At 66.0% G+C, this 21,588-nt stretch carries 27 protein-coding genes; 17 read left to right on the top strand and 10 right to left on the bottom strand.

What is annotated here, in order from left to right; genetic code table 11:
* The first annotated feature begins 78 nt into the window (after positions 1–78).
* Together OG874_RS07475 and OG874_RS07470 are read left to right on the top strand one after the other, a co-directional pair.
* The gene (locus OG874_RS07475) at positions 79–639 is read left to right on the top strand and encodes a hypothetical protein (RefSeq protein ID WP_330254382.1); all 561 of its coding nucleotides are present in this window, start codon (positions 79–81) and stop codon (positions 637–639) included.
* Between the two features lie 33 nt (positions 640–672).
* Positions 673–1,971, top strand: coding sequence for a carotenoid oxygenase family protein (locus tag OG874_RS07470; protein ID WP_330254381.1), 1,299 nt, complete (start codon positions 673–675; stop codon positions 1,969–1,971).
* Positions 1,972–1,974: 3 nt separating this feature from the next.
* On the opposite strand, the gene OG874_RS07465 is transcribed toward OG874_RS07470, so the two are convergent.
* Positions 1,975–2,952 carry a quinone oxidoreductase family protein gene (locus tag OG874_RS07465; RefSeq protein WP_330254380.1) on the bottom strand — a complete coding sequence of 326 codons (978 nt, stop codon included), beginning with the start codon at positions 2,950–2,952 and terminating at the stop codon, positions 1,975–1,977.
* 52 nt (positions 2,953–3,004) lie between these two features.
* Entirely contained in the window at positions 3,005–3,745 is a 741-nt protein-coding gene (locus tag OG874_RS07460; protein WP_330254379.1) for a PP2C family protein-serine/threonine phosphatase, read from the bottom strand.
* 147 nt (positions 3,746–3,892) lie between these two features.
* Between OG874_RS07460 and OG874_RS07455 the strand changes: the two genes are divergently transcribed.
* Both OG874_RS07455 and OG874_RS07450 read left to right on the top strand, forming a co-directional pair.
* Positions 3,893–4,717, top strand: a complete 825-nt coding sequence (locus OG874_RS07455; RefSeq protein WP_330254378.1) for a class I SAM-dependent methyltransferase — start codon at positions 3,893–3,895, stop codon at positions 4,715–4,717.
* An 81-nt stretch (positions 4,718–4,798) separates the two neighbouring features.
* Positions 4,799–4,990: a hypothetical protein gene (locus OG874_RS07450; RefSeq protein WP_330254377.1), complete on the top strand. Its 192-nt coding sequence runs from the start codon at positions 4,799–4,801 to the stop codon at positions 4,988–4,990.
* 175 nt (positions 4,991–5,165) lie between these two features.
* Here OG874_RS07450 and OG874_RS07445 read toward each other — a convergent pair whose 3' ends face one another.
* A complete protein-coding gene (locus OG874_RS07445; protein ID WP_330254376.1) occupies positions 5,166–6,254 on the bottom strand; it encodes a DUF1152 domain-containing protein in 1,089 nt (362 codons plus the stop codon).
* A gap of 3 nt (positions 6,255–6,257) precedes the next feature.
* Here OG874_RS07445 and OG874_RS07440 point away from each other — a divergent pair, with 3 nt between their 5' ends.
* The 7 genes from OG874_RS07440 to OG874_RS07410 all read left to right on the top strand — a co-directional run bounded on the left by OG874_RS07440 (position 6,258) and on the right by OG874_RS07410 (position 10,361).
* The gene (locus tag OG874_RS07440; protein WP_330254375.1) at positions 6,258–7,049 is read left to right on the top strand and encodes a GntR family transcriptional regulator; all 792 of its coding nucleotides are present in this window, start codon (positions 6,258–6,260) and stop codon (positions 7,047–7,049) included.
* Positions 7,050–7,210: 161 nt separating this feature from the next.
* Positions 7,211–7,567: a hypothetical protein gene (locus tag OG874_RS07435; protein ID WP_330254374.1), complete on the top strand. Its 357-nt coding sequence runs from the start codon at positions 7,211–7,213 to the stop codon at positions 7,565–7,567.
* Between the two features lie 193 nt (positions 7,568–7,760).
* Positions 7,761–8,069, top strand: a complete 309-nt coding sequence (locus tag OG874_RS07430) for a hypothetical protein (protein ID WP_330254373.1) — start codon at positions 7,761–7,763, stop codon at positions 8,067–8,069.
* 3 nt (positions 8,070–8,072) lie between these two features.
* The gene (locus OG874_RS07425; RefSeq protein ID WP_330254372.1) at positions 8,073–8,324 is read left to right on the top strand and encodes a hypothetical protein; all 252 of its coding nucleotides are present in this window, start codon (positions 8,073–8,075) and stop codon (positions 8,322–8,324) included.
* A 62-nt stretch (positions 8,325–8,386) separates the two neighbouring features.
* Entirely contained in the window at positions 8,387–8,869 is a 483-nt protein-coding gene (locus tag OG874_RS07420; protein WP_330254371.1) for a hypothetical protein, read from the top strand.
* Positions 8,870–8,877: 8 nt separating this feature from the next.
* The gene (locus OG874_RS07415) at positions 8,878–9,177 is read left to right on the top strand and encodes a hypothetical protein (protein WP_330254370.1); all 300 of its coding nucleotides are present in this window, start codon (positions 8,878–8,880) and stop codon (positions 9,175–9,177) included.
* A 176-nt stretch (positions 9,178–9,353) separates the two neighbouring features.
* Complete coding sequence (locus OG874_RS07410; RefSeq protein WP_330257212.1) at positions 9,354–10,361, top strand: sugar ABC transporter permease; 1,008 nt, start codon at positions 9,354–9,356, stop codon at positions 10,359–10,361.
* Between the two features lie 2 nt (positions 10,362–10,363).
* Here the strand turns inward: OG874_RS07410 and OG874_RS07405 are convergent, their stop codons facing one another.
* Positions 10,364–10,786 (bottom strand): hypothetical protein, encoded by a 423-nt coding sequence (locus tag OG874_RS07405; protein WP_330254369.1) that lies wholly within the window; start codon positions 10,784–10,786, stop codon positions 10,364–10,366.
* A gap of 195 nt (positions 10,787–10,981) precedes the next feature.
* Here OG874_RS07405 and OG874_RS07400 point away from each other — a divergent pair, with 195 nt between their 5' ends.
* From OG874_RS07400 to OG874_RS07385, 4 genes are all read left to right on the top strand, one after another.
* Positions 10,982–11,833, top strand: a complete 852-nt coding sequence (locus OG874_RS07400; RefSeq protein ID WP_330254368.1) for an alpha/beta fold hydrolase — start codon at positions 10,982–10,984, stop codon at positions 11,831–11,833.
* A gap of 102 nt (positions 11,834–11,935) precedes the next feature.
* Positions 11,936–12,439 (top strand): VOC family protein, encoded by a 504-nt coding sequence (locus tag OG874_RS07395; RefSeq protein ID WP_330254367.1) that lies wholly within the window; start codon positions 11,936–11,938, stop codon positions 12,437–12,439.
* A gap of 50 nt (positions 12,440–12,489) precedes the next feature.
* Entirely contained in the window at positions 12,490–13,299 is an 810-nt protein-coding gene (locus tag OG874_RS07390; protein ID WP_330254366.1) for a MerR family transcriptional regulator, read from the top strand.
* A gap of 201 nt (positions 13,300–13,500) precedes the next feature.
* A complete protein-coding gene (locus OG874_RS07385) occupies positions 13,501–14,445 on the top strand; it encodes a pyridoxamine 5'-phosphate oxidase family protein (RefSeq protein ID WP_330254365.1) in 945 nt (314 codons plus the stop codon).
* Positions 14,446–14,556: 111 nt separating this feature from the next.
* On the opposite strand, the gene OG874_RS07380 is transcribed toward OG874_RS07385, so the two are convergent.
* The 4 genes from OG874_RS07380 to OG874_RS07365 are packed head-to-tail and all read right to left on the bottom strand — an operon-like array spanning position 14,557 to position 17,375.
* On the bottom strand, positions 14,557–15,162 hold the full coding sequence (locus OG874_RS07380; RefSeq protein WP_330254364.1) for a GTP-binding protein: 606 nt from the start codon (positions 15,160–15,162) through the stop codon (positions 14,557–14,559).
* On the bottom strand, positions 15,137–15,487 hold the full coding sequence (locus OG874_RS07375) for a DUF742 domain-containing protein (RefSeq protein ID WP_330254363.1): 351 nt from the start codon (positions 15,485–15,487) through the stop codon (positions 15,137–15,139). The genes OG874_RS07380 and OG874_RS07375 overlap by 26 nt, the downstream gene beginning before the upstream one ends.
* On the bottom strand, positions 15,484–15,912 hold the full coding sequence (locus OG874_RS07370) for a roadblock/LC7 domain-containing protein (protein ID WP_330254362.1): 429 nt from the start codon (positions 15,910–15,912) through the stop codon (positions 15,484–15,486). The genes OG874_RS07375 and OG874_RS07370 overlap by 4 nt, the downstream gene beginning before the upstream one ends.
* Positions 15,912–17,375 carry an ATP-binding protein gene (locus tag OG874_RS07365; protein ID WP_330254361.1) on the bottom strand — a complete coding sequence of 488 codons (1,464 nt, stop codon included), beginning with the start codon at positions 17,373–17,375 and terminating at the stop codon, positions 15,912–15,914. The genes OG874_RS07370 and OG874_RS07365 overlap by 1 nt, the downstream gene beginning before the upstream one ends.
* 378 nt (positions 17,376–17,753) lie before the next feature.
* Between OG874_RS07365 and OG874_RS07360 the strand changes: the two genes are divergently transcribed.
* Both OG874_RS07360 and OG874_RS07355 read left to right on the top strand, forming a co-directional pair.
* A complete protein-coding gene (locus tag OG874_RS07360; RefSeq protein ID WP_330254360.1) occupies positions 17,754–18,185 on the top strand; it encodes a type II toxin-antitoxin system Rv0910 family toxin in 432 nt (143 codons plus the stop codon).
* 14 nt (positions 18,186–18,199) lie between these two features.
* Complete coding sequence (locus OG874_RS07355) at positions 18,200–18,979, top strand: alpha/beta fold hydrolase (protein WP_330254359.1); 780 nt, start codon at positions 18,200–18,202, stop codon at positions 18,977–18,979.
* Positions 18,980–19,021: 42 nt separating this feature from the next.
* On the opposite strand, the gene OG874_RS07350 is transcribed toward OG874_RS07355, so the two are convergent.
* Positions 19,022–20,557, bottom strand: a complete 1,536-nt coding sequence (locus OG874_RS07350; RefSeq protein WP_442943305.1) for a DHA2 family efflux MFS transporter permease subunit — start codon at positions 20,555–20,557, stop codon at positions 19,022–19,024.
* A 217-nt stretch (positions 20,558–20,774) separates the two neighbouring features.
* The gene (locus OG874_RS07345) at positions 20,775–21,383 is read right to left on the bottom strand and encodes a TIGR03086 family metal-binding protein (protein ID WP_330254357.1); all 609 of its coding nucleotides are present in this window, start codon (positions 21,381–21,383) and stop codon (positions 20,775–20,777) included.
* Between the last annotated feature and the right edge of the window lie 205 nt (positions 21,384–21,588).

Here is a 21,588-nt window from a genome sequence, read left to right as displayed (position 1 = left end):
CCACTATTGACATGTCGAAAGCGCAGCCTCTAGCTTGGACATGTCAAAACTGGAATGTCGCTAGAGGAGTTCTCGAAAATGTCGTACCTGCGCGCCTTCGCCCCCTGGATCGTCTTCGCAGTGGTCCCGTCGCAGTACTGGCAGTGGGCGGCGCTGGCCGCCCTGGCCGTCTCGGTTGTCGGGATCGTCCACCAGGTCAGGGCGGGTCAGCCGGTGTCGGCCATGGCCATCGACCTGGGTTCCGGGATCTTCTTCGCGGCGCTGACCGTGCTCGCCTTCGTCGACCCGGACAGCGCACTGCACCCTTACACCCCGGCGCTCTCCTCGGGCATGCTCACCCTCATCGCCGTCGGGTCGCTGGCCGTGCGCATACCGTTCACGCTGCCGATCGCGAAACAGACCACGCCGAAGGAACTCTGGGACCACCCGGTCTTCATCCGCACCAGCTACGTCATCACCTCCGCGTGGACCGCGAGCTTCGCCATCGGCTGCGTCGCACTGACCCTGCTCGCGCACTCCTCCTCGGGCGTGCGCACCACCGTGCAGGTGCTCGCCTTCGTGCTCCCGGTGCTCTTCACGATCCGCTACGTCGCCTACATCCAGGGCAAGGCGAACTCGCTCAACGAACCCGCCGCCTGAAAACCTTTCCCCGAGACCAGATCGGCACCCATCATGACCACTTCAGTTCCACACCTGACCGGCAACTACGCCCCCGTCACCGAAGAGTCGACCGCCTACGAATTGCCGGTCACCGGAACGATTCCCCCCGAATTGACCGGCTGGTACCTGCGCAACGGCCCGAATCCGCACGCCGCCGCCTCCGCGCACTGGTTCCTCGGCGACGGTATGGTGCACGGCGTCCGGCTTGAGCAGGGCCGCGCGGTCTCCTACCGCAACCGCTGGGTCCGCACTTCCACCTTCACCGACGGCGCGCGCGTCCAGGATGCCGAGGGCAATCGAGACCTCACGGCCGGAGTCGCCAACACCCACGTCATCCGGCACGCCGGACGCACCATGGCGCTGGTCGAATCCTCCTATCCGTACGAATTGACCTGCGAGCTGGATACAGTCGGCCCCTACGACTTCGACGGCAAGCTGCGGACCGCGATGACCGCGCATCCGAAGACCTGCCCGACCACCGGCGAACTGCACTTCTTCGGCTACGACGTGCGCGCACCCTATCTGACCTACCACCGCGCCGACGCCGCAGGTACGCTGCTGATCAGCCGTCCCATCGATGTACCGGCGCCGACCATGCACCACGACTTCAACCTCACCGCCGAGCACGTCGTATTCATGGACCTGCCAGTGGTTTTCGATCTGGAGACCGCGAAATCCGGTGGCGGCATGCCCTATCGGTGGCGTGACGGTTACCAGGCCCGGCTCGGCGTACTGCGCCGCGACGACCCGCACGGCGCGGTGCGATGGTTCCCGATTGATCCCTGCTACGTCTTCCACACGCTCAACGCCCACGACGAACCGGGCCGGATCGTGCTGCATGTGATGCGCTATCCCAGTATGTGGCGCCAGGATTCACACACCTACGAACATGCCAGCCTCTGGCGCTGGACCATCGATCTCACTACCGGCACCGTCACCGAGGAGCAGCTCGACGACCGCGACGCCGAGTTCCCCCGCATCGACGACCGGCTCGCGGGTCTCGATACCCGGTTCGGCCACGCCTCCGTCTCCGGCGACAACGGCGCACTGATCCGCTACGACCTGCACACCGGGGCCAGCACCACCCACGAATTCGGCTCCGGTCGCATCCCCGCCGAGGCCGCCTTCGCACCCGCGAATCAGCACCCCGGCGGCGAGGGCTACCTGATGACCTACGTCTACAACGCCGACACCGACCGCAGCGACCTCGTCATTCTGGCCGCGACCGACCTGGCCGCCGCACCGGTCGCCACCATCCACCTACCCACCCGCGTGCCCTACGGCTTCCACGGAAACTGGCTCGCCGACTAGTTTTCAGCCGTTGACCGCGAGCACGAGTTTGCCGGTCGAGGTGCGGCTGCCCATCAACCGGTGTGCCTCGGCGACTTCGGCCAGCGGGAACTCCGCAGTGATCGGCAGTTCCACCTGGCCGGTCGTGACCAAGCGGAAGGCGCGGCCGGCGATCTCTCGCAACACCTTCGGCGCATCCGCGGTGAGTCCGAGGATCGAGAAACCGGAGATCGAGAGTCCGCTGGGGTAGAGCTCGGGCTGGCCGATCTGCCAGCCCGGCTCACCGCTGGCGTTGCCGTAGGAGATCAGCCTGCCGAACAGCGCCAGGCACTCCAGACCGCGCCGCAACGTCTGGCCGCCGACCGGATCGAGCACGATATCGACGCCGCGGCCACCGGTCGCCTCCTGAACATCGGCGGCGAAGGTCTCGGCCAGGAAGGCATCGTCGTAACCGAGCTTGCGCGCGTACTCGGCCTTGGCCTCGCTGGAGACCACGCCGTACACCGCGCCCGCGCCCGCGAGCTTGGCCACCTGCCCCACCACGGTGCCCACCCCGCCCGCCGCGGCCTGCACCAGGACCGTCTCCCCCGGCTGCAGCTTGCCGACGGTGTTCACCAGGGCATAGGCGGTCGGCAGCACGGTGGGAAGTGTTGCGGCGGTACGCAAGTCGACACCATCGGGCACCGGGAACACGGTCGCGGCCGCGACCACCGCGACCTCCGCGTAGGCGCCGCCCTCGGTGATCGCCGCCACCGACTGCCCCACCGTGAGCCCATCCACACCCGCGCCGAGCGCGCGCACCCGCCCCGAGAGTTCGAGTCCAGGCACGAACGGCAGCTCCGTCACCCGATATCCCGCCGAACGCGCCTGCAGGTCGGCGAAATTCACGCCGACGTAGGCGACATCGATCGCGACCTCGCCCGGCCCCGGCTCCGGCGCATCGAGTTCCACCGCACGCAACACATCAGGTCCACCCAGTTCACTGATCTGAATCGCCCGCATAACCCCAACTCCACTCGGCACCCTGTCGAGACAGTTGTAGCAGGAAAGCAGGCTACCGGCAGTCCACCACGAGCGCCGTGGTGTTATCGGTGCTGCCGGACCGCAATGCGGTGTCCACCAACGTATCCGCGGTACTCCCAGCGGTCTGGTCGCTGGCGAGGATGGTCTTGATCGCGACCATATCGAGCCGCTTGTGCACGCCGTCGGTACTCAACAGCAGCCTGCCCCGGCTGGATCCGGTGGCGGCGCGCCCGATGGCAGCCGGGTCCGCGGTGCGCGTCGAGGTGGTGACCAGGTGGTCCATCCGGCCGGCGGGACGAATTCCCTTGGCGCGCATGAATTCCGCGACGGTGTGGTCGGTCGTGATCTGATGCAGCACCCGGCCGTTCCAGCGGTAGGCGCGACAGTCGCCGACCCACGCGATATCACACGGCCCGTCGGGCTGATCGGCGGCGGGCAGCACCGCGATGACGAGCACACAGTCGGCGCTCTGCTCCGGAAACTGGCGCAGCAATTCCTGCTGGGCCGCGACGACACCCGCGTGTGCACCGGCCTGGGCACCCGTCCGCGCGGCGACCGAGGCGGCGGTCCGTGCCGCCCTGGCCGCGAGCAGGTTGTCGCCGACGCCGTCGGCGACAACGAACGCGGTGCGCCCGACAGCCGGGTCGGTGTAGGTGGCGAACGCGTCGGCGTTCAGCGAGCGGCGTCCGCGCCTGCTCACCGCACCGGGCGTGATCGTCCCGGGCCGCGCCGACTCGGGACGGACGATAGCGATCGAAGCGGTTGTATGCACGGCCTGACCTCCTTGGGCCGGACCTGGCCCCATGCTGCCGATCAGCACAACTCTGTCTCTCCAGTGAACCGCGATAACCCGTGTACCGTGCCAAAATTACCCGTGGGATTCCTGTGAATCCGTACCGGCCCGAAATACGATGACGCGGTGGACATCGATGACGGCCCGGATCCGTTACTGGCGAACCGGGGCAACTGGGACGTGCGCGCACCGATCCACGCGGCCAGCCGGTTCTATCGCGATCGCGACTCGTCGTATTGGTTCGCCCCTTTCGAGTGGGACATCCTCGGGGACGTGCGCGACCGCGACGTACTGCACCTGCAATGCCATCTCGGCACCGAGACAATCGAATTCGCCGAGCGCGGAGCCACCGCCGTCGGTCTCGACTTCTCGCCCGCATCGATAGCACACGCCCGCGAAATCGCTTCGGATACTGTCGAATACGTCTGCGCCGATGTCTACGACGCGCCGAATGCGGTGGGGCACCGGCACTTCGACATCGTCTACACCGGCAAGGGCGCGCTCTGCTACCTGCCCGACCTGCCCCGGTGGGCGAATATCCTCGCCGAACTGCTGCGCCCGGGCGGTCTGGTCTACATTGTCGAATTCCACCCGCTACTGCACTCCCTCGGGCCGACCCCGCCCGCCGGCGTCGATCCCGATTCGCTTGTCCTGCACGATGATTACCTCGAAGGCCGGGGCGCGCAACGCCGCGACAGCGACCACACCTACACCGACGGACCGGCACTGACCACCGACACCACGGTCTACGAATGGCGCCACGGCCTCGGCGAGGTGATCAATGCGTTGATCGGGGCCGGCCTGCACATCACCGATCTCACCGAAACCGAGATGTTGCCATGGCCCCGCTGGTCGCACATGATCCCGACCGACAACGGCTGGTTCCGCCTGCCGCCAACGGACCCCATCCTGCCGTTGCTGTACGGATTGGCGGCCACCAAACCGGATTAGTCGGACCGTATCCGGCAACTTTGCTCCGCGATAGCCACTGCCCTATCTAAACTGCGACGATCCACTCCGAGGGAGCGTCGCGTGTCCACTACCGTTCAGGTCCTGTTCGTTGTCGTCGCCGTGCTCGTCGGCATCGTCGTCGCGGTGATATCCGGAATTCTGTCCAAGGTCAGCGGCTCGCCCGCGGGCATCGTGATCCGCGACGGCGGCGTCGCGTTCGCGGGTACGGCCGGCCTGACCCTGCTATTACTCAAGGCCATCGGGGTGCTCTGATCGCCCCGAGGCCTGTACCCGGATCGGCGACCGCTGAGCGCCGATCGAAAAGTCGATCCCGCGCGATATCGAGCGTGCGATACCGGCATGCCCCAGATGCCGACGTTGCTCGGCGCGGCATCGAGGGCGAATGCTTTCCCGGATTCTCCACCCGCCAGGATCGCCTGATGACCGCTCACACCAGATATAGGGGTGGCCGCATATTGCCAGGCCGCTCGCGTCTGAGCCGGTCACGTAGCGCGTCTCCAGCGTCTGCACCAATCGCGCCGGTCAACTCGATGACACGGCGGATCGTCAGGGCGTTGACGCCACGCAGTGACGAGGCGTGCGCATAACGGTCGATGTCGCCAATCGAGTCGACGGTTGATATCCGCTGTTCTCGGTGTGCGGACAGTCGATTACGTTCGGTGTCGATATCGCTGTAGCCCCGGCGGTCTCGGATGCGCTGCTCAACTTGCTCCAGTGAGATGGTGTCGAACAAGTCGGCCGCGAGGGAATGCGCAGCTACGCCGGAGGCGTCGACCTCGTACACCATCGTGGCGTCATCGGTGATGTCGATGAGCGCATCACGCTGGGTCTCGACCTTGCCGCGCCACCCCTGGGCGGCGACGCAAATAAGGCCGTTGGCCTCGGACGGGTGCCAGTTCCACACCTCGGCGACCATCGACACATCAGCGGCGCCGAGTTCGGCGACCGCCGTCGAGCCCTGACGGCGTAGCAGCGTGCGCAGCTCAGGCGGCGTCAACTCGCCGTCGAGCCCAACCCCGGCGATGAGCAGGTGCAACGGCAGTTGCGACTGTATGGCGGCAGCCAACGTGAGCGAGTCGGCCAACGGACTGCGCAGGCCGGCCTCGTGTCCTTCAGCCAGGATGTCGCCACCGACATCAACGAGGATCAGCGCATCCACACCGAAGACTTGGGATGCGGCGCGGAACTGGGCTGCGAGTCCGATCGCGCCACCGGCCGGGTCCATGAGCAGTAGCGGGCGCCCCAGGTACGGTACGACCGGAGGCAGTGTCGACCAGCCGGGGCCGCGCAGCCGCGCCGACGCGGTCACCTCAGCGATCAGTTCGTGATGTCCGGTCAGACCGTCGAAGTCGCCGCGACCACGCGGCCCAGGGGTCGGATCAACGATCAGCCGGTCCCAGGAATAGCTCATGATGGCCACGACGTCGAACCGGTGCCGAAGCTTCGCCGCGAGCACCGACGCGGTAACGACGTCGCCACCTCCCCCTGCGGCGATCGCGATAGCTTTGCTGGTCATTGCGTGGCCGATAGTACTCTGTCCAGTGACATAGGACACCCGGAGGAACAGTTGCCCGAAATCGAAGAGGTACTGCCGAAGTATCTACAAATCGCCGGGTATCTCCGAGATCAGATCGTGCGCGGCGACCTTCCTCCTGGTGGCGAGGTCCCATCAGTACGTGAGCTCGCCGCGGAGTGGCATGTTGCCCGGCCGACGGCCAGCAAGGCTCTCGACGCACTGCGGCAGCAAGGCCTTGTCGAATCGCGCCGCGGAAGCGGCACCTACGTGCGTGCGCCCCAGGCCGCACCCCGAGCACGGGAGCGGTTCGAACGTGCAGCTGCGCTGGGCACCATGTATTCCGACTCGGAGTCGGTCCGGTTCCCGTTCGTAGGCATCATCGATGCGCCCGCGCATGTGGCGGCAGCGCTCGGTCTTGCCTCGGGTTCCGCAGTTATTCAGCGCCAGCGGGTGATCGACGGCAATAGCGGACCCGTCGAGCTATCGACATCGTGGTTCACCGCTTCACTCGCCGAAGCAGCACCGCGCCTCATGGTGGCTGAGCGACTGCATGGTGGGACCGTTCGATACCTCGCTGATGTGCTAGGCATCCGATCGGCATATGCCCGCGACCAGGTATGCGCTCGTGATGCGAGCGCGGAGGAACGTCAGGCACTCGGACTGCGCGAGCACGCGCCAGCGTTGGTCTACTGGCTGACGGCCTACGACTCTGATGATCGCCCGCTCCAGTTCGACGAAGCGGTGTACCCGCCGGAACATTGGGCGTTCCGGCAGGAGTATCCGATAATTTTCTAGACATCGCGTGCTCTGCGTAGAGTTTTTATCGCTTCGACAACTGTCCTATGACACTTACAGATGGATGTGTCATAGTTCACCTAGGCCTCGCCGCCGGGTGACCCTCATCCTCGGCGGTGGGTGCCACCAACCACAGGAACACACGCTGAGGGATGCCGCCTATGCCCGTAGGAACCATTGCCCTGATTGTCACGGCCGCCGCGATACTCGCCCTCTGGGGCGGCATCCGATACGGCCTGCCCTATCTGATCGACCGCGACGACGCCCTTCCGGACAGCCCGGTGTCGAGCGTCGACATCCTCGATCGCACTGCCGCCGAAGACGCCCTGAGAACCGATTCGTGGCAGCCCGAGCCGTCGCATCGAGCACCGTCCGCGCCATACACTCCGGAGCAGGCGCGCACCGAAATGCAACGGCACTGCGAATGCGGCACCGACCTGTGCGCCACCAAGTACCAGGCGTACCGGACCCTGGTCGACGCCGGGCACGCTATTCCCGACGCGAGGGCTGAGCGATGACCGCCGCAGAACTGCCAAAACGATCCGCATTCGTCGGACCGCCGCGCTCGGTCCACTGCGATGTGCCGACCGAACTGATGCAGCGCTACCTAGAAGCCCTCCACGCATACGAGTGGACAAATACAGAACGGCCCGGTGGCGGGGTGCCATGTCCTCCGCCACCGGGGGCAATGAAGCAGCCGGAGGGGAAGCGATGAAACGAAACCCGTTGTATACCACCGCGATACCAGGGAAGGTCGCGGTGTGGCAGTTCGTCGACCGCGCCGCCCGCATACTGCGCGTGCAGCTCACCGGCGAGGCATTCATCGCCTACCGCCTGCCATCGCGCACCAAACTGCCCAACGCGCAGCCCGGAACGATCATGTTCGAGGGATACCCGGATCTCGCCGACGCCCGAGAGCTGCTTTCCGAGCATGGCGACTTGTGGGACGCGGTACGTGAAGACTTCTGGACAGCCCTACTCAACATGGCAGATCTCCCGTCATCCGGGATCGGCGGGTAGCCGATGTCCGAATTGCATTCCGCGCGAACGGATGCCGCTCCGCCGGTGCGGGCGCTGCTCGTGGACTTCCATATGGATACTCGCCAGAAACTCGACCGCGCCCCTGCCGATAGTCGGCCGATGTTTCAGGGCGCAGAAGGCGTGCTGACGCCGGTTGACGAGGACGGATGGGTCTCCGACTCGGACGCCGACCTGGACAAAGCCGACGCACTCACGATCACGCCTATCAGCGTGGTCGACACCGAAGCAAACTGATCGCGTCATCAGAGCACTGAGCGGTATCGGCTGCTCAGGCATGAAAGAATGGGGGCAATCTCTTGCATTACAACATTTCTCGGCTGTCCGTCATCGTCGCCGCGCTCGGCGCGCTGCTGATCTCCGGCACAAGCGGCAGCGTCGCGAACGCCAGTCCCGGCGGGCCATTGGTCACAGAGGCGAAGAAGCAACTTTGTGATAACGGGTTCACCTTCTCCAAGCCAACGATCGTACGACCCGAGGTCCACAGCGATGGATGGGCCAAGTGTGATCCGCCTCCTGATGGCGGCGACCCCGCGCTGACCCACGACTACTACCTGAGTTTGCAGCGACGCAACACCTCGGGTCAGTGGGAGTTTGTTGGTCAGCATGTACGGACCCGCCTCATTCCGTGGTCGCGGCAGACCTATGCCGCGACCGCTCCATGTGTGCCCGGATTCTGGCGGATGTATTCCCAGGTGAACGGTACGATCCAGGGCAGGGCATACGGTCCGATCGAGACCATCTCCCAGGAACGGGTTGTCGCAGCCAACGAATGTGGATAGGGGACGACATGGCATTGCCGAACGGGCGACGTTACGCGGATTATGACGGCCCGATCACTGTGCGCGATCGGGTGATCGGTGTAGCGCGAGCGTTGACGCGCCCTCAGCCCCGGCGTCGGCTGCACCCACAAGACACGGGTGAGGGCTACATGCTGAATCATGAGATGGGTTGGTGGACAGTGCGGCCGGTTACCGGCGCGGGTGCGCGGCGCTGGATCAGCAAGCCAAAGTATGCGACTCGGGCCATCGCTCGGGACGACCGCGAGGCGGCGCTTACTTGGATGGGCCAGTTACTCGGCCTGTACTGATCCGGGACCATTAGATCGGCGCGCACACCCCTGTAGGAACGACAAACTCGCTCGCCAATCGGCGGGGCGAGTTTGTGTTTCGGGTCGAACGGCCTGCAGGTCGTATGCATCGATCGAGTCGATAGCCGTCGGCGTTGACGAGGCCCACCCCTGGCTCAGGTGCCCGCTGAGCGCCGATCGAAGAGACGATCGCGCTCGGCATCGTGCTGGTGCTGCTGCTCGGTGAGATCGATTTGTCGGCCGGATCGGTCAGCGGGCTGACGGCCGTGGTGATGACGCAGTTGTATGTGCACCACGGTTGGAATCCGGTATTCGCGGTGCTCGCCGCGCTGGCCGTCGGCGCGGCGATCGGGCTGCTGCACGGGGTGATGCGGACGAAGCTGAGCATGCCGTCGTTCGTGGTGACGCTGGCGGGATTGATCGGCTGGCAGGGGCTGATGCTGTATCTGCTCGGCAAGGAGGGCACGGTCAATCTGCCGTTCGATCGGGGGATCGCGAAGGTCAGCGATACCTGGTTGCCGCCGTGGCTGGCGTGGCTGCTGGTGGTGTTGCTCGCCGGTGGGCATCTGCTCGCGAGTCTGTTCACCCGTCGGCAACGGGTCCGTGCCGAGTTGTCGGTGTCGGCTCCGGGGTGGATCGCGGTGCGCTCCGGCGCATTGGCCCTGCTCCTCGCGGGCAGCGTGCTGGTGTTGAACTCGGATCGCGGTGTGCCGCTGACCCTGGTGATCTTCGGCGGGCTCGTCTCGGCCGTCGATCTGGTGTTGCGGCGCACTGTCTTCGGCCGGCGCGTATACGCCGTGGGCGGTAATGCCGAGGCGGCGCGGCGTGCCGGTATCAATGTGACATGGGTGCGGATCGCCGCGTTCGTCGGATGTTCCGCGCTCGCGACGGTCGGCGGGATTCTCGCGGCGTCCCGGCTGGTCGCGGTCAACCAGAGTTCGGGCGGCAGCGACATTCTGCTCAATGCCATCGCGGCGGCGGTCATCGGCGGCACCAGCTTGTTCGGCGGACGCGGCCGAGCCTATGCGGCGCTACTGGGAATCCTTGTCATCCAATCGATTACGAACGGCATGCTGTTGTTGAATGTCGACTCATCGGTGCGCTTCATGGTCACCGGAACAGTGCTGGCCGTATCGGTCGCCATCGATTCGGTGGCTCGGCGCGGAGCCGAAGGGGCCCGCTGACCTCACCCGCCGAACACGAGGCAGGCGAAGCCCGCATGCACGCCCGTGCCGACTCGGACGTCAACGGTCGCGATCGGCGTGACGTCGGGGGCCTGTACGGCGCTGAGCGTATGCGGGCCCGTCGTCTTCGGGAACCAGGCGAACAGGGCGATGCCGCCCAACGGCCGGACCACCCCGAGCAATACGCCGTTGTCGTAGAAGGAAACCGGATCGACCGCGTTGTTGACGTAGGCCTCGGCGGTGTAGGCACAGTCGGTGCCGTAGTTGGTCGCCAAGCCGTAGTTGGAATCCGGCATCACCCCCATCCGCGTTACCGCGGCGGTCGCGGTCGGCGCCGTAGCCGTCAGGGCGGCGGTCGCGGCGGCGAGCATGGTTGCGACGCCGCAGAAGGTTACGCCGTGGGGCGTGATCTTCCTGAAGCTCATGTTTCGGTCCTCATCGTGCGGTGCCGGGTCCGAGTTACCAGCGGGATCCATCGATCCTCACCCCGGCCAGTCGCGCACGTCCGCAAATCGGCCAGCGTTTCGCCATTATGTACCGCCCGGTTGGTTCCATGCGGCGATATCACTCGGGGCAAGCGCCTATCGCGTCCAAATTGAAACGTGTTCTAACGTGAGGGTATGGACGTGACTTACGAAGGCACCAAACGGGAGCTCGCCACCGACCAGGGCGTGCTGCGCTATCACGAGGCGGGCGACGGGCCGCCGCTGCTGCTGTTGCACGGATCCGGGATCGGCGTCAACGGGTGGCGCAACTTTCGCGGGAACCTCGCGGTCTTCGCCGAACACTTCCACTGCTACATCCTGGAATTTCCGGGCTTCGGCGTGAGCGATCCGGTGGACGGGCATCCCGTACTCACCGCGGGTGCGGCGGTGCTGCGGTTCATGGACGCGCTCGGCATCGAATCGGCTGGCATGGTCGGCAATTCGATGGGCGGTGTGGTCGCCGCCAATCTGGCGATCCAGCATCCGCAGCGGGTCGCCAAACTGGTCACCATCGGCGGGATCGGGCCGAATATCTTCAGCTCCAGCCCGAGCGAAGGGATTCGGCTGCTGCAGGAATTCGCCGACAAGCCCGATCGGGACAAGCTGCTGCGCTGGCTGCGCGCCATGGTCTACGACCCAGCGGTGATCACCGACGAACTGATCGAGGAACGGTGGGCGGCGGCGCAGCATCCGGACACCCAGCAGACCGCCGCGATGATGTACGGCTCGACGGCCTGGGCCATGCAGCAGAAATTCCTGGCGAACTCGAATACGCCGCCATACTGGTCGATGCTGCACAAGGTGCGGTGTCCGACGCTGCTTACCTGGGGTCGCGACGACCGGGTCAGCCCGCCGGATATGGCGCTCGTGCCGATGCGCCTGATCCCCAATGCGGAACTGCACGTGTTCCCGAACAGCGGACACTGGGTCATGATCGAGGCGAAGGCCGCCTTCGAACGCGCCACCCTGGAATTCCTCCGTCGCTGATGCATTGCGGCGCAGGCGATTCCCCGCGGTTCGGGCGGGGAATCGCCCCGGCGACACCGAGCGACTTGACCCTGACGTCGCGTGAGGCTCGATGATTTCGTCATGCCCCACACCTACCCCGCATTCGATATCAGTCCGGTTCCCGTCCCCGCGCTCGACACCGTGCCTCCGCAGCTTTTCCGCGGTCTCTACGGAATGCCGATGTTCGTCACGGTGCCGACGGCCGATTTGGCCGCGTCGGTGGACTTCTGGATCCGTGGACTCGGTTTCTTCGATCTGTTCTCGGTCCCGGACCGGCTCACGCACCTGCGCCGGTGGGCGTTCCAGGACGTCTTGCTGGTGTCCGGCGAGCGGCCGACCGAGGCGGCGGCGCTGAGCGTGAGCTTCGCCTGCGTACTGAGTCAGATCGAGCAGATCGCGGCCGCGTGTGCGGAGTTGGTGCCCGGCTGCACGATGGGGCCGCGCCAGATGCCGTGGAACTCAGTGGAATTGGAGATCGTCACGCCGGAGCACACCCGGGTGATCATGACGGCGGCGCGACCGTACAATCCGGACAGTCCAGCGGCCGAGCAGCTGCGGGCCATGGGAATCGGAGCGCCCGAATGAGTGATCGGTCTGTCGTCGTGGGACGCGGCCCGGCTGTCAGACTGGACGGTGTGACGAATCGTGCCTACGACGATGCCGCTGGGCGCACCGTCGGTACCGTGGCATCGCTGGTGGGCGTCACGATCCGGACCCTGCATCACTGGGACACGATCGGGCTCGTCCGCCCCTCCGAGCGCACGGACTCCGGCTACCGGCTCTACACCGATGCGGACCTCGCCCGTATCCATCGAGTGCTCGTCTACCGCGAGCTGGGCGTACCACTCAACGACGTCGGCACATTGCTGGACGCGCCCGCCACCGATGCGATGGCATCGCTGCGCCAGCAGCGTGATCGGCTTCGCGAGCGCATTGCCCAGCTGCAGCAGATGGGCAACGCACTGGACCGCATAATCGAAGCCAGGAAGTCCGGCATCCTGCTGTCGGCCGAGGAACAAGTGGCGATCTTCGGCCGGCACTGGCAGCCGTCATGGGCCGAAGAAGCACACGACCGCTGGGGCGACACCGCCCAGTGGGCGCAGTACGCCGAACGCGCCGCGAGCCGGACCGCCGAGCACTGGCAACAGATCTCCGCCAACGTCGACGCACTCAATGCGGAGCTGGCCGCAGCACACCACGCAGGCGTGATCCCCGGAAGCGACCAGGCCAATGCGCTGGCCGAGCGGCACCGAGAGTCGATGGGCACATTCTTCGACTGCACCCACTCCATGCACGTCTGCCTGGGCCGCAGATACGCCACCGATCCACAATTCGCCGCCTTTTACGACGGCATCGCCCCCGGTCTGGCCCCCTGGCTCCGCGACATCATCGACGCCAACGCCCGCACCAACGGCATCAACCCCGAATCAGCGACGTGGGCCTGACGACGTTTCCGGGTGAACGACGATCTGATGCGGATCGTCGTAGATGATCTTTCCGGGCAAGTGGGACTCCGCACGGACCCAGGAGATCGGAATCGGATAAACCGCCGATCGGCCCGACCGGCGGGAGATGCGGGGGAATCAACCTCGGGCCAGTCGGGCATAAGGACCATGATGCCTATTCGAGGCGACTAATCTGCCCCCATGGCAGTTACCTGGCCGGACGAAGTCGATGATGTCTTGCGTGGTGACCTCACGGCCGGTTTGGCTTACCTCACCCCGGCCGGTGGTGCGGTGGTGACCGCGGTATCGCCGATCGGGTTGCGGGATCGGGAGGCGGGGACGGTCGGGTTCACGACCTCGCTCGGCTTCGGCCGCAAGCTGGAACGGATCAAACGGGAGCCGAAGGTCGCGCTCGCCTACCACGCCCGTGAGCACGGTCTCGGCGATCCGGGCAATCAACGCTTCGTGCTGGTGCAGGGCACGGCGACCTTCGACGCCGCGCCCGATCAGGAAACCCTCGATCGGATCGGCGAACAGTCGACGCCGTACCTGGGACCACCGCGGCGCGGCCGATTCTGGGATCGCTGGCTCAGCGCGTACTACACCGACCGAGTGCTGGTGACGGTCGCGGTCACCCGAATCATCGCCTGGCCCGATCTGGATGCGACCGGCCCGCCCGAGGTATTCGGCGCACCGCTGCCCGACGCCGCGGATTCCCAGAAACCGCCCGCGAAAGGCACCGGCCCCCGCATAGATTGCGACAAAGCCGCCATCCGCGCCGCGAATCTGCCGCACCATCTGCTCGCCTACCGTCAGTCCGACGGCTATCCGGCCGTCGTCCCCGTGCAGGTCGTCGACTCGAGCTCAGCGGGGGTCCACCTCACGGTCCCGCCCGGGGTCGCCCAAGGCGGCCGCCGCGCAGGCATACTCGCGCACAGCTATCGCCCACACCTCGTCGGTCTGCAATGCCGCCAGCACACCGGCTGGATCGAAATCACCGACAGCACAGCGATCTTTGCCCCACACACCGAATCCGGTTTCCTCGCTCCCCCGAACAAGACACTCCTCTTACTGGCCAACGGTCTAATGGCCCGACGCGGACTCGCCCGAGCCCGCCGACATGGCCGCATCGACGCCCTACGCTGACGCGGCCACTCGGACTGCTCGCAGCCGAAATACAACGAACCCCCTCCCGATCGAAATCGGAAGGGGGCCCGGGTTTACCGGTGGACTACTCCCCACCGCCGGTCAGTGGGGTCAACCCCGCGTCTCCTGGCGCTGGAACAGAAATTCGACCAGCGTGATCAACGACCGCAGACAGGTACCGCGCTCACGGGCATCCAGCGAGGTCAACGGCGTACCCGGCGCGAGATCGAGCGCATCGCGGATCTCTTCGAGCGGATAGCGTTGGGCGCCTTCGAACTGGTTGACCGCCACCGAGTACTGCACACCGCGTTCCTCCAGCACCGAGAGCACCTCGTCGGCCTTCTCGATACGCCGGGTATCCACCAGGACCAGCGCCCCGAGTGCGCCGCGTGCCAACTCCTCCCACAACGGGACGAAGCGCCGCTGCCCTGGTGTACCGAATAGGTACAGCGCGAGTGTGGGATTCAGCGTGATACGGCCGAAATCCATGGCCACCGTCGTCTGCGATTTGCCGGGCAGACCCGCCATATCGTCGACGCCGACACTGGCCTCGGTGATCGTCTCCTCCGTGCGCAGCGGCCGGATCTCCGAGACGCTATTCACGAAGGTTGTCTTGCCGACGCCGAAATTGCCTGCCACCAAGAGCTTTACCGACCGGGTCACGGTCTCCGGCACATAGTCGACAGTGCGCTCAGGCCGGGAGAGCACGGAGCCCATTGAGTACCTCCTCGAGCAGGCTGATCTCCGGCATAACTTCGGCCGGTGTTGGGGTGGTGAGGTGTTCGCTGTCCAGCAGATCGGCGACGACGATCTTCACCACGGACGGCGGTAGGTCTAGGTAAGCGGCGATTTCGGCGATCGACAGCGCGCTGCGACGGCTGCAGAGATTGAGCACCTGGCGCGCGTCGGGCGTCGCGCCAGGTGACGGGTCCTTGGCGGCGACCACCAGGGTGACCAGGTCCAACTCGCGGCTGGGACGGATCCGTCCCCCAGTGCGCACATAGGCCCGGACCAAGTCGGGGTCTCGCCGGGACCTCGTCATGACGACAAGCCGCCCTCAACCCTCCCGCGTGGCTGGGCACCTAACTCGCGCCCGACTCGCCCGGCGAGTTCATTCATCCGGTGCGCGACCAGACCGATATCGGTCTCGGGGATCGTCGAAACACCGAGCAGCGCACCTTCACCCGCAGCGGTGATGAGGATCATGCCCTGGTCGTATTCGGTCATGTTCTGCCGCACGCCGTTGTCGAGGCCACCGCAGAACTCGCCGAGCGCTTTACCGAGCGAACGCAGACCGGAGGCGGCCGCCGCGAAACGTTCGGCGTCATCCTTGGCGACACCGTCGGAGTGCGCGATCCGCAACCCGTCATCGGACAGCAGCACCGCGAACCGGACGCCGGGCACATTGCTGAGATCCTCGAGTAGCCAACCCAGCCGATTGCTGCTGTCGGTCACCGGTGTGCTCATCAGGATGACATCCCTTCGGTGTTGTCGGTGTTGTTTCGAGCGACCGGAAAGCCATCGCCAGCGGTGGTGGCAGCATCGCGGCCGCTCTTGGAACCCACCTGCCACGCGGAGGCGATCTCGGGACGACCCTGTCCCGCTTCGGGTTCGGGGCTCGTGCCGGCGGCCGGGACCGACGCCACCGCTCTCCGTCGGCGCTTGGGTAGTCCGCCGCTGGTGATCTCGTGCACAGCGAATTCCTCGTTCTCGCCGGGTTGTTCGCTCACCCCGGCCAAGACCGGAACCGGAGATAATTCAAAGGGCTTCTCATCACTGTTGGGTACGGGAGCCGGTGCGGGTGCGGGTGCGGCGGCGACCGGTTCGGCGGTCGCGACCGCGGTGACGAGCAATGCCTCGGGGATGTAGACCATCGCCCGCATGCCGCCGTAGACGTTCGGGCCATCGATGTAGACGGTGAACCCGTAGCGCCGTGCCAGCGCCGCGACGCCGGGGAAGCCGACGCGCGGCGACGGGCCGAGCTGGTGGATGTCGATCGGGCGCTCATTGGCGAGCACCTGCCTCGCCTCCTCCATCTGCTCCGCGTTCATCCGCACACCGGCGTCGTCGATGATGACGGTGACGCCGTGGTGGCCCTCCTGGAAGCTAACGTCCACGAAAGACGTTGGCGGGGAGTAACGCAGCGCGTTGTCGAGCAGGGTGGCCAGGGTGTGCACGAGCGGCTCCACCGCGCGGCTGATCACGATGCGGTCGAGTTGGCCGGGCCGCACGCGCAGGTAGTCACGCACACGGCCGATCGCGCCGCCGATGACATCGGTGAGCGACTGGGCGGGCCAGCGTCGACCGGGCAGACCACCGCAGACGATCACATAGGACTGCGCCTGCCGCAGCATCTGCTGCACGGTGTGGTCGATGCGGGTGAGGGTGGCGTAGACCTCGTCGTCGCGGTGCTCGCGCAGCGCGGCGCTCACCACCTGGCTGACATCCGCGCCGAGGCTGACCACGGAGGTGCCGAACGAACGCACCGCCGCACTGGTCGCCGCCCGCGAGGCGGACTCCACCGCGACGCGGGTGCTCTCCTCGGTGGTCTTGACGGCCTGCTGCGCCTGATCGTCGGCCTCGCGGGTGTTCCGCTCGTGCGTCTCGGACTGCACCAGCCGTAGATCGTCGGCATAGCGCTCCGAGATCCACTGCAGGCACTGGGCGAGCCGGGACTTCTCCTGGCCCGTCGGTACCTCGATGGCCGACACGGGGGTTTCGAAGCGGCGCACCGCTTCGGTCATCGCCGGAAGTGTCTGCCCGGCGAAGTGCTCGAGGATCTCCTCGTGCGCTCGGTTCTCTCTACTTAGGGTGTCGGCTCGGGCCCGTTGTTGTTTCGCGTATTGCACTGAGTACAACGCCGCCGCCACGGCAATAATGAGAGCGGGGGCGAGGATCCATGAAAGCACCACGGCGATATCTTGATTCATCAGCTCTCTCGTCGTTGCGACAGCCGGTGTCACAGCGCGTTTTTTCGCCTTCCTCGCGACGCCGACCAGGAATAACATGCGTCGAATGCGGCCACGTCGGCGGATCCGAGCGCGCTATGCAGATACCACCGCACGCGCACAAGCACCGCCCCAGAGTGCCCACAGGGCAAGCGATTCGAAGAATCACCGGCCGAGCGGATCGAGCCCACCAACGGCCCAGCACCCGACGACCCGCCCACAGTAGCAGCATCGCGGCAAAGTCTCTCTCGATCCGAAAACCACACTCCGATTCCTCGATCAGCCAGCGCCCCCATGGATTTCGCGTTCGCGGCCGATGCCCACTTATAGCGAACCGCGGGTACCGGATACTATGCGCGAATGGCAAAGCTGAAGGTATCCGTCGACGTACCGATCGCCCCGGAAGAGGCCTGGTCACATACCTCCAACCTGAACGAGCTGGACAAGTGGCTCACCATGCACGAGGCGTGGCGCAACACAGTGCCCGCCGAACTCACCGTCGGCACCCAACTCGTCGGCGTCGCCTCGGTCAAAGGTCTGCGCAACCGAGTGACCTGGACGGTCAAGGCGGCTGAACCGCCGCGACGGCTGGCCCTGAGCGGCGCGGGCAAAGGCGGCACCAAATTCAAGCTGGAACTACTGGTCGCGCCGAAGGGTGCGGGCTCGGAGGTCACCGTCGACATCGACCTCGGCGGGGCACCACTGTTCGGCCCGATCGGCTCCGGCGTCGCCCGTGCGCTGAAGGGCGATATCGAACGCTCGCTGGAGCGGTTCGTCGCGCTCTACAGCTGAAGGGAGCCCGGACCATGCCGTATGCCAAGGCCGCCGATGGCAGCCGCATCGCCTACCAGACCGGTGGTGCCGGCTCGCCGCTACTACTGCTCGGCGGGCAGGCCAACAACCGCCACTGGTGGGATGGGATCCGGGAGGACTTCCACACGGTCCACCGCACCGTGACCCTCGACTATCGCGGCACCGGCGACAGCGATAAGCCGGATATCCCCTACAGCACCATCGGATTCGCCGAGGACGCCATCGCGGTACTCGACGATCTCGGCATCGAAGAGGCCGCCGTGTACGGCACGTCCATGGGCGGGCGCGTCGCGCAGTGGCTGGCCGCGCGGTTCCCGGACCGGGTCCGTACGCTGGTCCTCGGCTGCACGTCGCCGGGTGGCCGGCATGCCGTTGAACGTAGCGCGCAGGTCCGACAGTCGCTGGTCCAGCCCGATCCGGTGGCGGTGCGGCAGGCGCTGCTGGAATTGATGTACACCCCGGATTACTCGGCGACCGCGCCTGGGCCGTTCAATACCCTCGGTGATCCGTCCATGCCCGCCTACGCCAAACGCAGGCATCTGCACGCGAGCAACAAGCACGATGCATGGGATGCGCTGCCGGACATCGGGGTTCCGACGCTGGTCGTGCACGGTACCGAGGATCTGTTCAATCCGGCGGCGAACGCACCACTGCTGGCCGAACGCATTCCGGGCGCGCGACTGCACTTGATTCCGGGCGCGCGGCATGCTTACTTCGACGAATTCCGTAGCACCGCGAGCCCACTCGTGCTGGACTTCCTGAACGCGTCGTAGTTCCGAGTTCGCCTGCTGGACAGGCGAACTCGGAACCCACGACTAATGGACGAGCATCGGCGCGTCCGCGACCTCGGGCGTCTTCGGCTTGGTGCGCGGCAGGAACGACGCGGGAATCAACGTCAGCACGATGAGCACCAGCGCCACGATGTAGGTGTGGCTGAACGCCGTCGCGGCCTGGCTCAATCCGGTCTGGACCGCGCCCGGTGGCAGGTGCGCCGCGATCGACGGATCGTAATTCGACGCGATGGCGGGCTTGGCGAAGGTCTGCTTGTTCAGCAAGCTGCTGAGCACCACCGCCATCGTCGCCGTGCCGATCGATCCGGCGGACTGGTTGATGATGTTCATCAACGTCGAACCGCGCGCGACCTGCTGATGGCTCAGCGTCTGGATGGCCGCGGTCATGATCGGCATCATGGTGCAGCCCAAGCCGAGCCCCATCACGAACAGGGTGGCCAGCATGAACGGATACGACGTATCCGCCTTCAACTGCACGAAGAAGGCCGTGCCGAGCGAGATCAGCGAGATACCGGTCAGCACGATCTTGCCGGGACCGATCTTGTCGACCAGGCGGCCCGCGATCGGCATCGACAGCATCGCACCGAGACCCTGCGGTGCCAGCAACAGACCTGCCGCCATCGCCGTTTCCCCGCGAACCTGCTGCAGGTACGTCGGCAGCAACAACCCGGAGCCCATGAACGCGCTGACGAACAGCACCATGGTGAGCACCGCGAAGCGCATCGACCGGTTGCGGAACAGATGCAGATCGATCAGCGGATGCTCGGTGCGCAGTGCGTGCAAGACGAACAGCGCCACGAGCACTAGGCCGATGGCGGCCGGGATCAACACCTTGGCCGCGATGACCGTGCCCTCACCCGGAATCGAGGAGACGCCGAACAGGAATAGCGCCAGACCAGGCGAGGCCAGCAACATGCCGAGGAAATCGAAGGATTCCGAGGGTTCCGGCTTATCCGCGGGGAACACGATGAAGGCCAGCACCAGCGCCAGGACACCGACCGGGACGTTGATGAGGAAGATCCATTTCCAGCCGTGGCTGTCGATCAGCCAACCGCCCAGGATCGGGCCGCAGATCGGGCCGAGCAGCATCGGCACACCGAGCACCGCCATCACCCGGCCGATGCGCTGCGGGCCCGCGGCGTGGGTCATGATCGTCATGCCCAGCGGCATCAGCATGCCGCCGCCGAGGCCCTGGATCACGCGGAACGCGATGAGCGTCTCCATACTCCAGGCCTGGCTGCACAGCACCGACCCGAGCACGAACAGCGTCAGCGCGAGCATGTACAGCCGTTTGGTGCCGAACCGGTCCGCCGCCCATCCGGTGAGCGGAATGACGCTGGCCAGCGCCAGCGTGTAGCCGGTCATCGACCAGGCGGCGATCGCGGTGGTGGTGTGGAATTCGTTCTGGAACTTCGGGATCGCAACAGTTACGACGGTGATATCGAGGATCGACATGATCGCGCCCAGCACGACCACCCCTGCCACCTTGAAAACCGCCAGGTCGAGCTTGTCGGTCGCGGGATCCGCCCCCACCGACCCAGTATCCGGAGGATGTGTCACCGCTTAAGCCTTGCATCTCGTTGGCCAAATGACCAGCAAATTCCGAGATCTGCGCCACACCCTAGGCTCGACGGCGTGACCTTGGAGATCTTCGACGCGCGGTTCGCCGCGCAGCCATGGCCGACACTGCGTCGATTGCGTGCCGACGGTGGTGGAGTTGGCCGCAGGTCGCCGAGGCGCTGGGGTCACCCGGCAGGCGGTGGGCGCTGAGGCCACTTCATCGACTACAGCTCCCCTGACCGGGCGATTTCCAGGCCGGGTCGCGGCCGAACCAGCCGGCGAGCCGATCGTAGGCGGGTGCGTCCGGGGCAACCGGCACTTCGAGGCCGAACGCCCTGTCGGGGCCGCGGAATTCGGGGCGCAGCATGGTGTGGGACCAGGCGAGCCCGTGTTCGGCGATATCCGGATCCAACTCCCGATCCTGGCCGGTTGCGCGGACGAGATCCCAAGCGTGCATGGCTAATTCGGTGAGCTGCTGATCGGCTCGGCCACGCAGCGGAGCCTCCTTGCCGCCGGGCACGGGGACCAGCCGGTCCAGGTCGGCGGACCGCCAAGTATCCAACACCGGCGCGGCCGCGGCGCGGAACTGCACCGCCCAATCCGGTCCGAGCTCCTCGGGCGGCGCCGCCCAATCGGCCATCTCGCCGCGCGCCGAGACCAGAAAGTTCCGCAGACTCTGCCCGATGACGTGCCGCACGAGCGCGTGCACATCCCAGCCGGTGCAGGGCGTCGGCAATGCCGCCTGCTCCGGCCGAATCCCCGCAATGACCTCGCCCATCTGCGTCAACGCGTGTTCCAACAGATCAACGGTGTCGAAGGTATCCACAGCTCCCGATTCTGCCCCCGCAACCACCACCGACGCCGTGGAACGCGCAACCGCTTCCGCGACCCGATCCGATCGGTGGCGCTGACCTGTGTCGACACCGTCGAGCTGCGAGTATCCGGCCATGGGCTACCCATCTCCGCATCGAGTCAGCGAATTGCGCGCGGGATGAGAACGCGCGGTTCAGAGGCACGGTGACAACGGCCCC

Source organism: Nocardia sp. NBC_00565 (assembly GCF_036345915.1).
GTDB lineage: Bacteria > Actinomycetota > Actinomycetes > Mycobacteriales > Mycobacteriaceae > Nocardia.
The sequence above is the reverse complement of the archived record's forward strand: the minus strand, read 5'-3'. Positions and strand labels throughout refer to the sequence as shown.

Bases quoted from the DNA above. Each gene is read 5' to 3' on its own strand.
- OG874_RS07405 (WP_330254369.1), bottom strand. From the start codon at position 10,786: ATGAGCTTCAGGAAGATCACGCCCCACGGCGTAACCTTCTGCGGCGTC.
- OG874_RS07385 (WP_330254365.1), top strand. From the start codon at position 13,501: ATGGCAGTTACCTGGCCGGACGAAGTCGATGATGTCTTGCGTGGTGAC.
- OG874_RS07470 (WP_330254381.1), top strand. From the start codon at position 673: ATGACCACTTCAGTTCCACACCTGACCGGCAACTACGCCCCCGTCACC.
- OG874_RS07380 (WP_330254364.1), bottom strand. From the start codon at position 15,162: ATGGGCTCCGTGCTCTCCCGGCCTGAGCGCACTGTCGACTATGTGCCG.
- OG874_RS07395 (WP_330254367.1), top strand. From the start codon at position 11,936: ATGCCCCACACCTACCCCGCATTCGATATCAGTCCGGTTCCCGTCCCC.
- OG874_RS07430 (WP_330254373.1), top strand. From the start codon at position 7,761: ATGAAACGAAACCCGTTGTATACCACCGCGATACCAGGGAAGGTCGCG.
- OG874_RS07425 (WP_330254372.1), top strand. From the start codon at position 8,073: ATGTCCGAATTGCATTCCGCGCGAACGGATGCCGCTCCGCCGGTGCGG.
- OG874_RS07360 (WP_330254360.1), top strand. From the start codon at position 17,754: ATGGCAAAGCTGAAGGTATCCGTCGACGTACCGATCGCCCCGGAAGAG.
- OG874_RS07400 (WP_330254368.1), top strand. From the start codon at position 10,982: ATGGACGTGACTTACGAAGGCACCAAACGGGAGCTCGCCACCGACCAG.
- OG874_RS07370 (WP_330254362.1), bottom strand. From the start codon at position 15,912: ATGAGCACACCGGTGACCGACAGCAGCAATCGGCTGGGTTGGCTACTC.
- OG874_RS07355 (WP_330254359.1), top strand. From the start codon at position 18,200: ATGCCGTATGCCAAGGCCGCCGATGGCAGCCGCATCGCCTACCAGACC.
- OG874_RS07465 (WP_330254380.1), bottom strand. From the start codon at position 2,952: ATGCGGGCGATTCAGATCAGTGAACTGGGTGGACCTGATGTGTTGCGT.
- OG874_RS07365 (WP_330254361.1), bottom strand. From the start codon at position 17,375: ATGAATCAAGATATCGCCGTGGTGCTTTCATGGATCCTCGCCCCCGCT.
- OG874_RS07375 (WP_330254363.1), bottom strand. From the start codon at position 15,487: ATGACGAGGTCCCGGCGAGACCCCGACTTGGTCCGGGCCTATGTGCGC.
- OG874_RS07435 (WP_330254374.1), top strand. From the start codon at position 7,211: ATGCCCGTAGGAACCATTGCCCTGATTGTCACGGCCGCCGCGATACTC.
- OG874_RS07415 (WP_330254370.1), top strand. From the start codon at position 8,878: ATGGCATTGCCGAACGGGCGACGTTACGCGGATTATGACGGCCCGATC.
- OG874_RS07475 (WP_330254382.1), top strand. From the start codon at position 79: ATGTCGTACCTGCGCGCCTTCGCCCCCTGGATCGTCTTCGCAGTGGTC.
- OG874_RS07445 (WP_330254376.1), bottom strand. From the start codon at position 6,254: ATGACCAGCAAAGCTATCGCGATCGCCGCAGGGGGAGGTGGCGACGTC.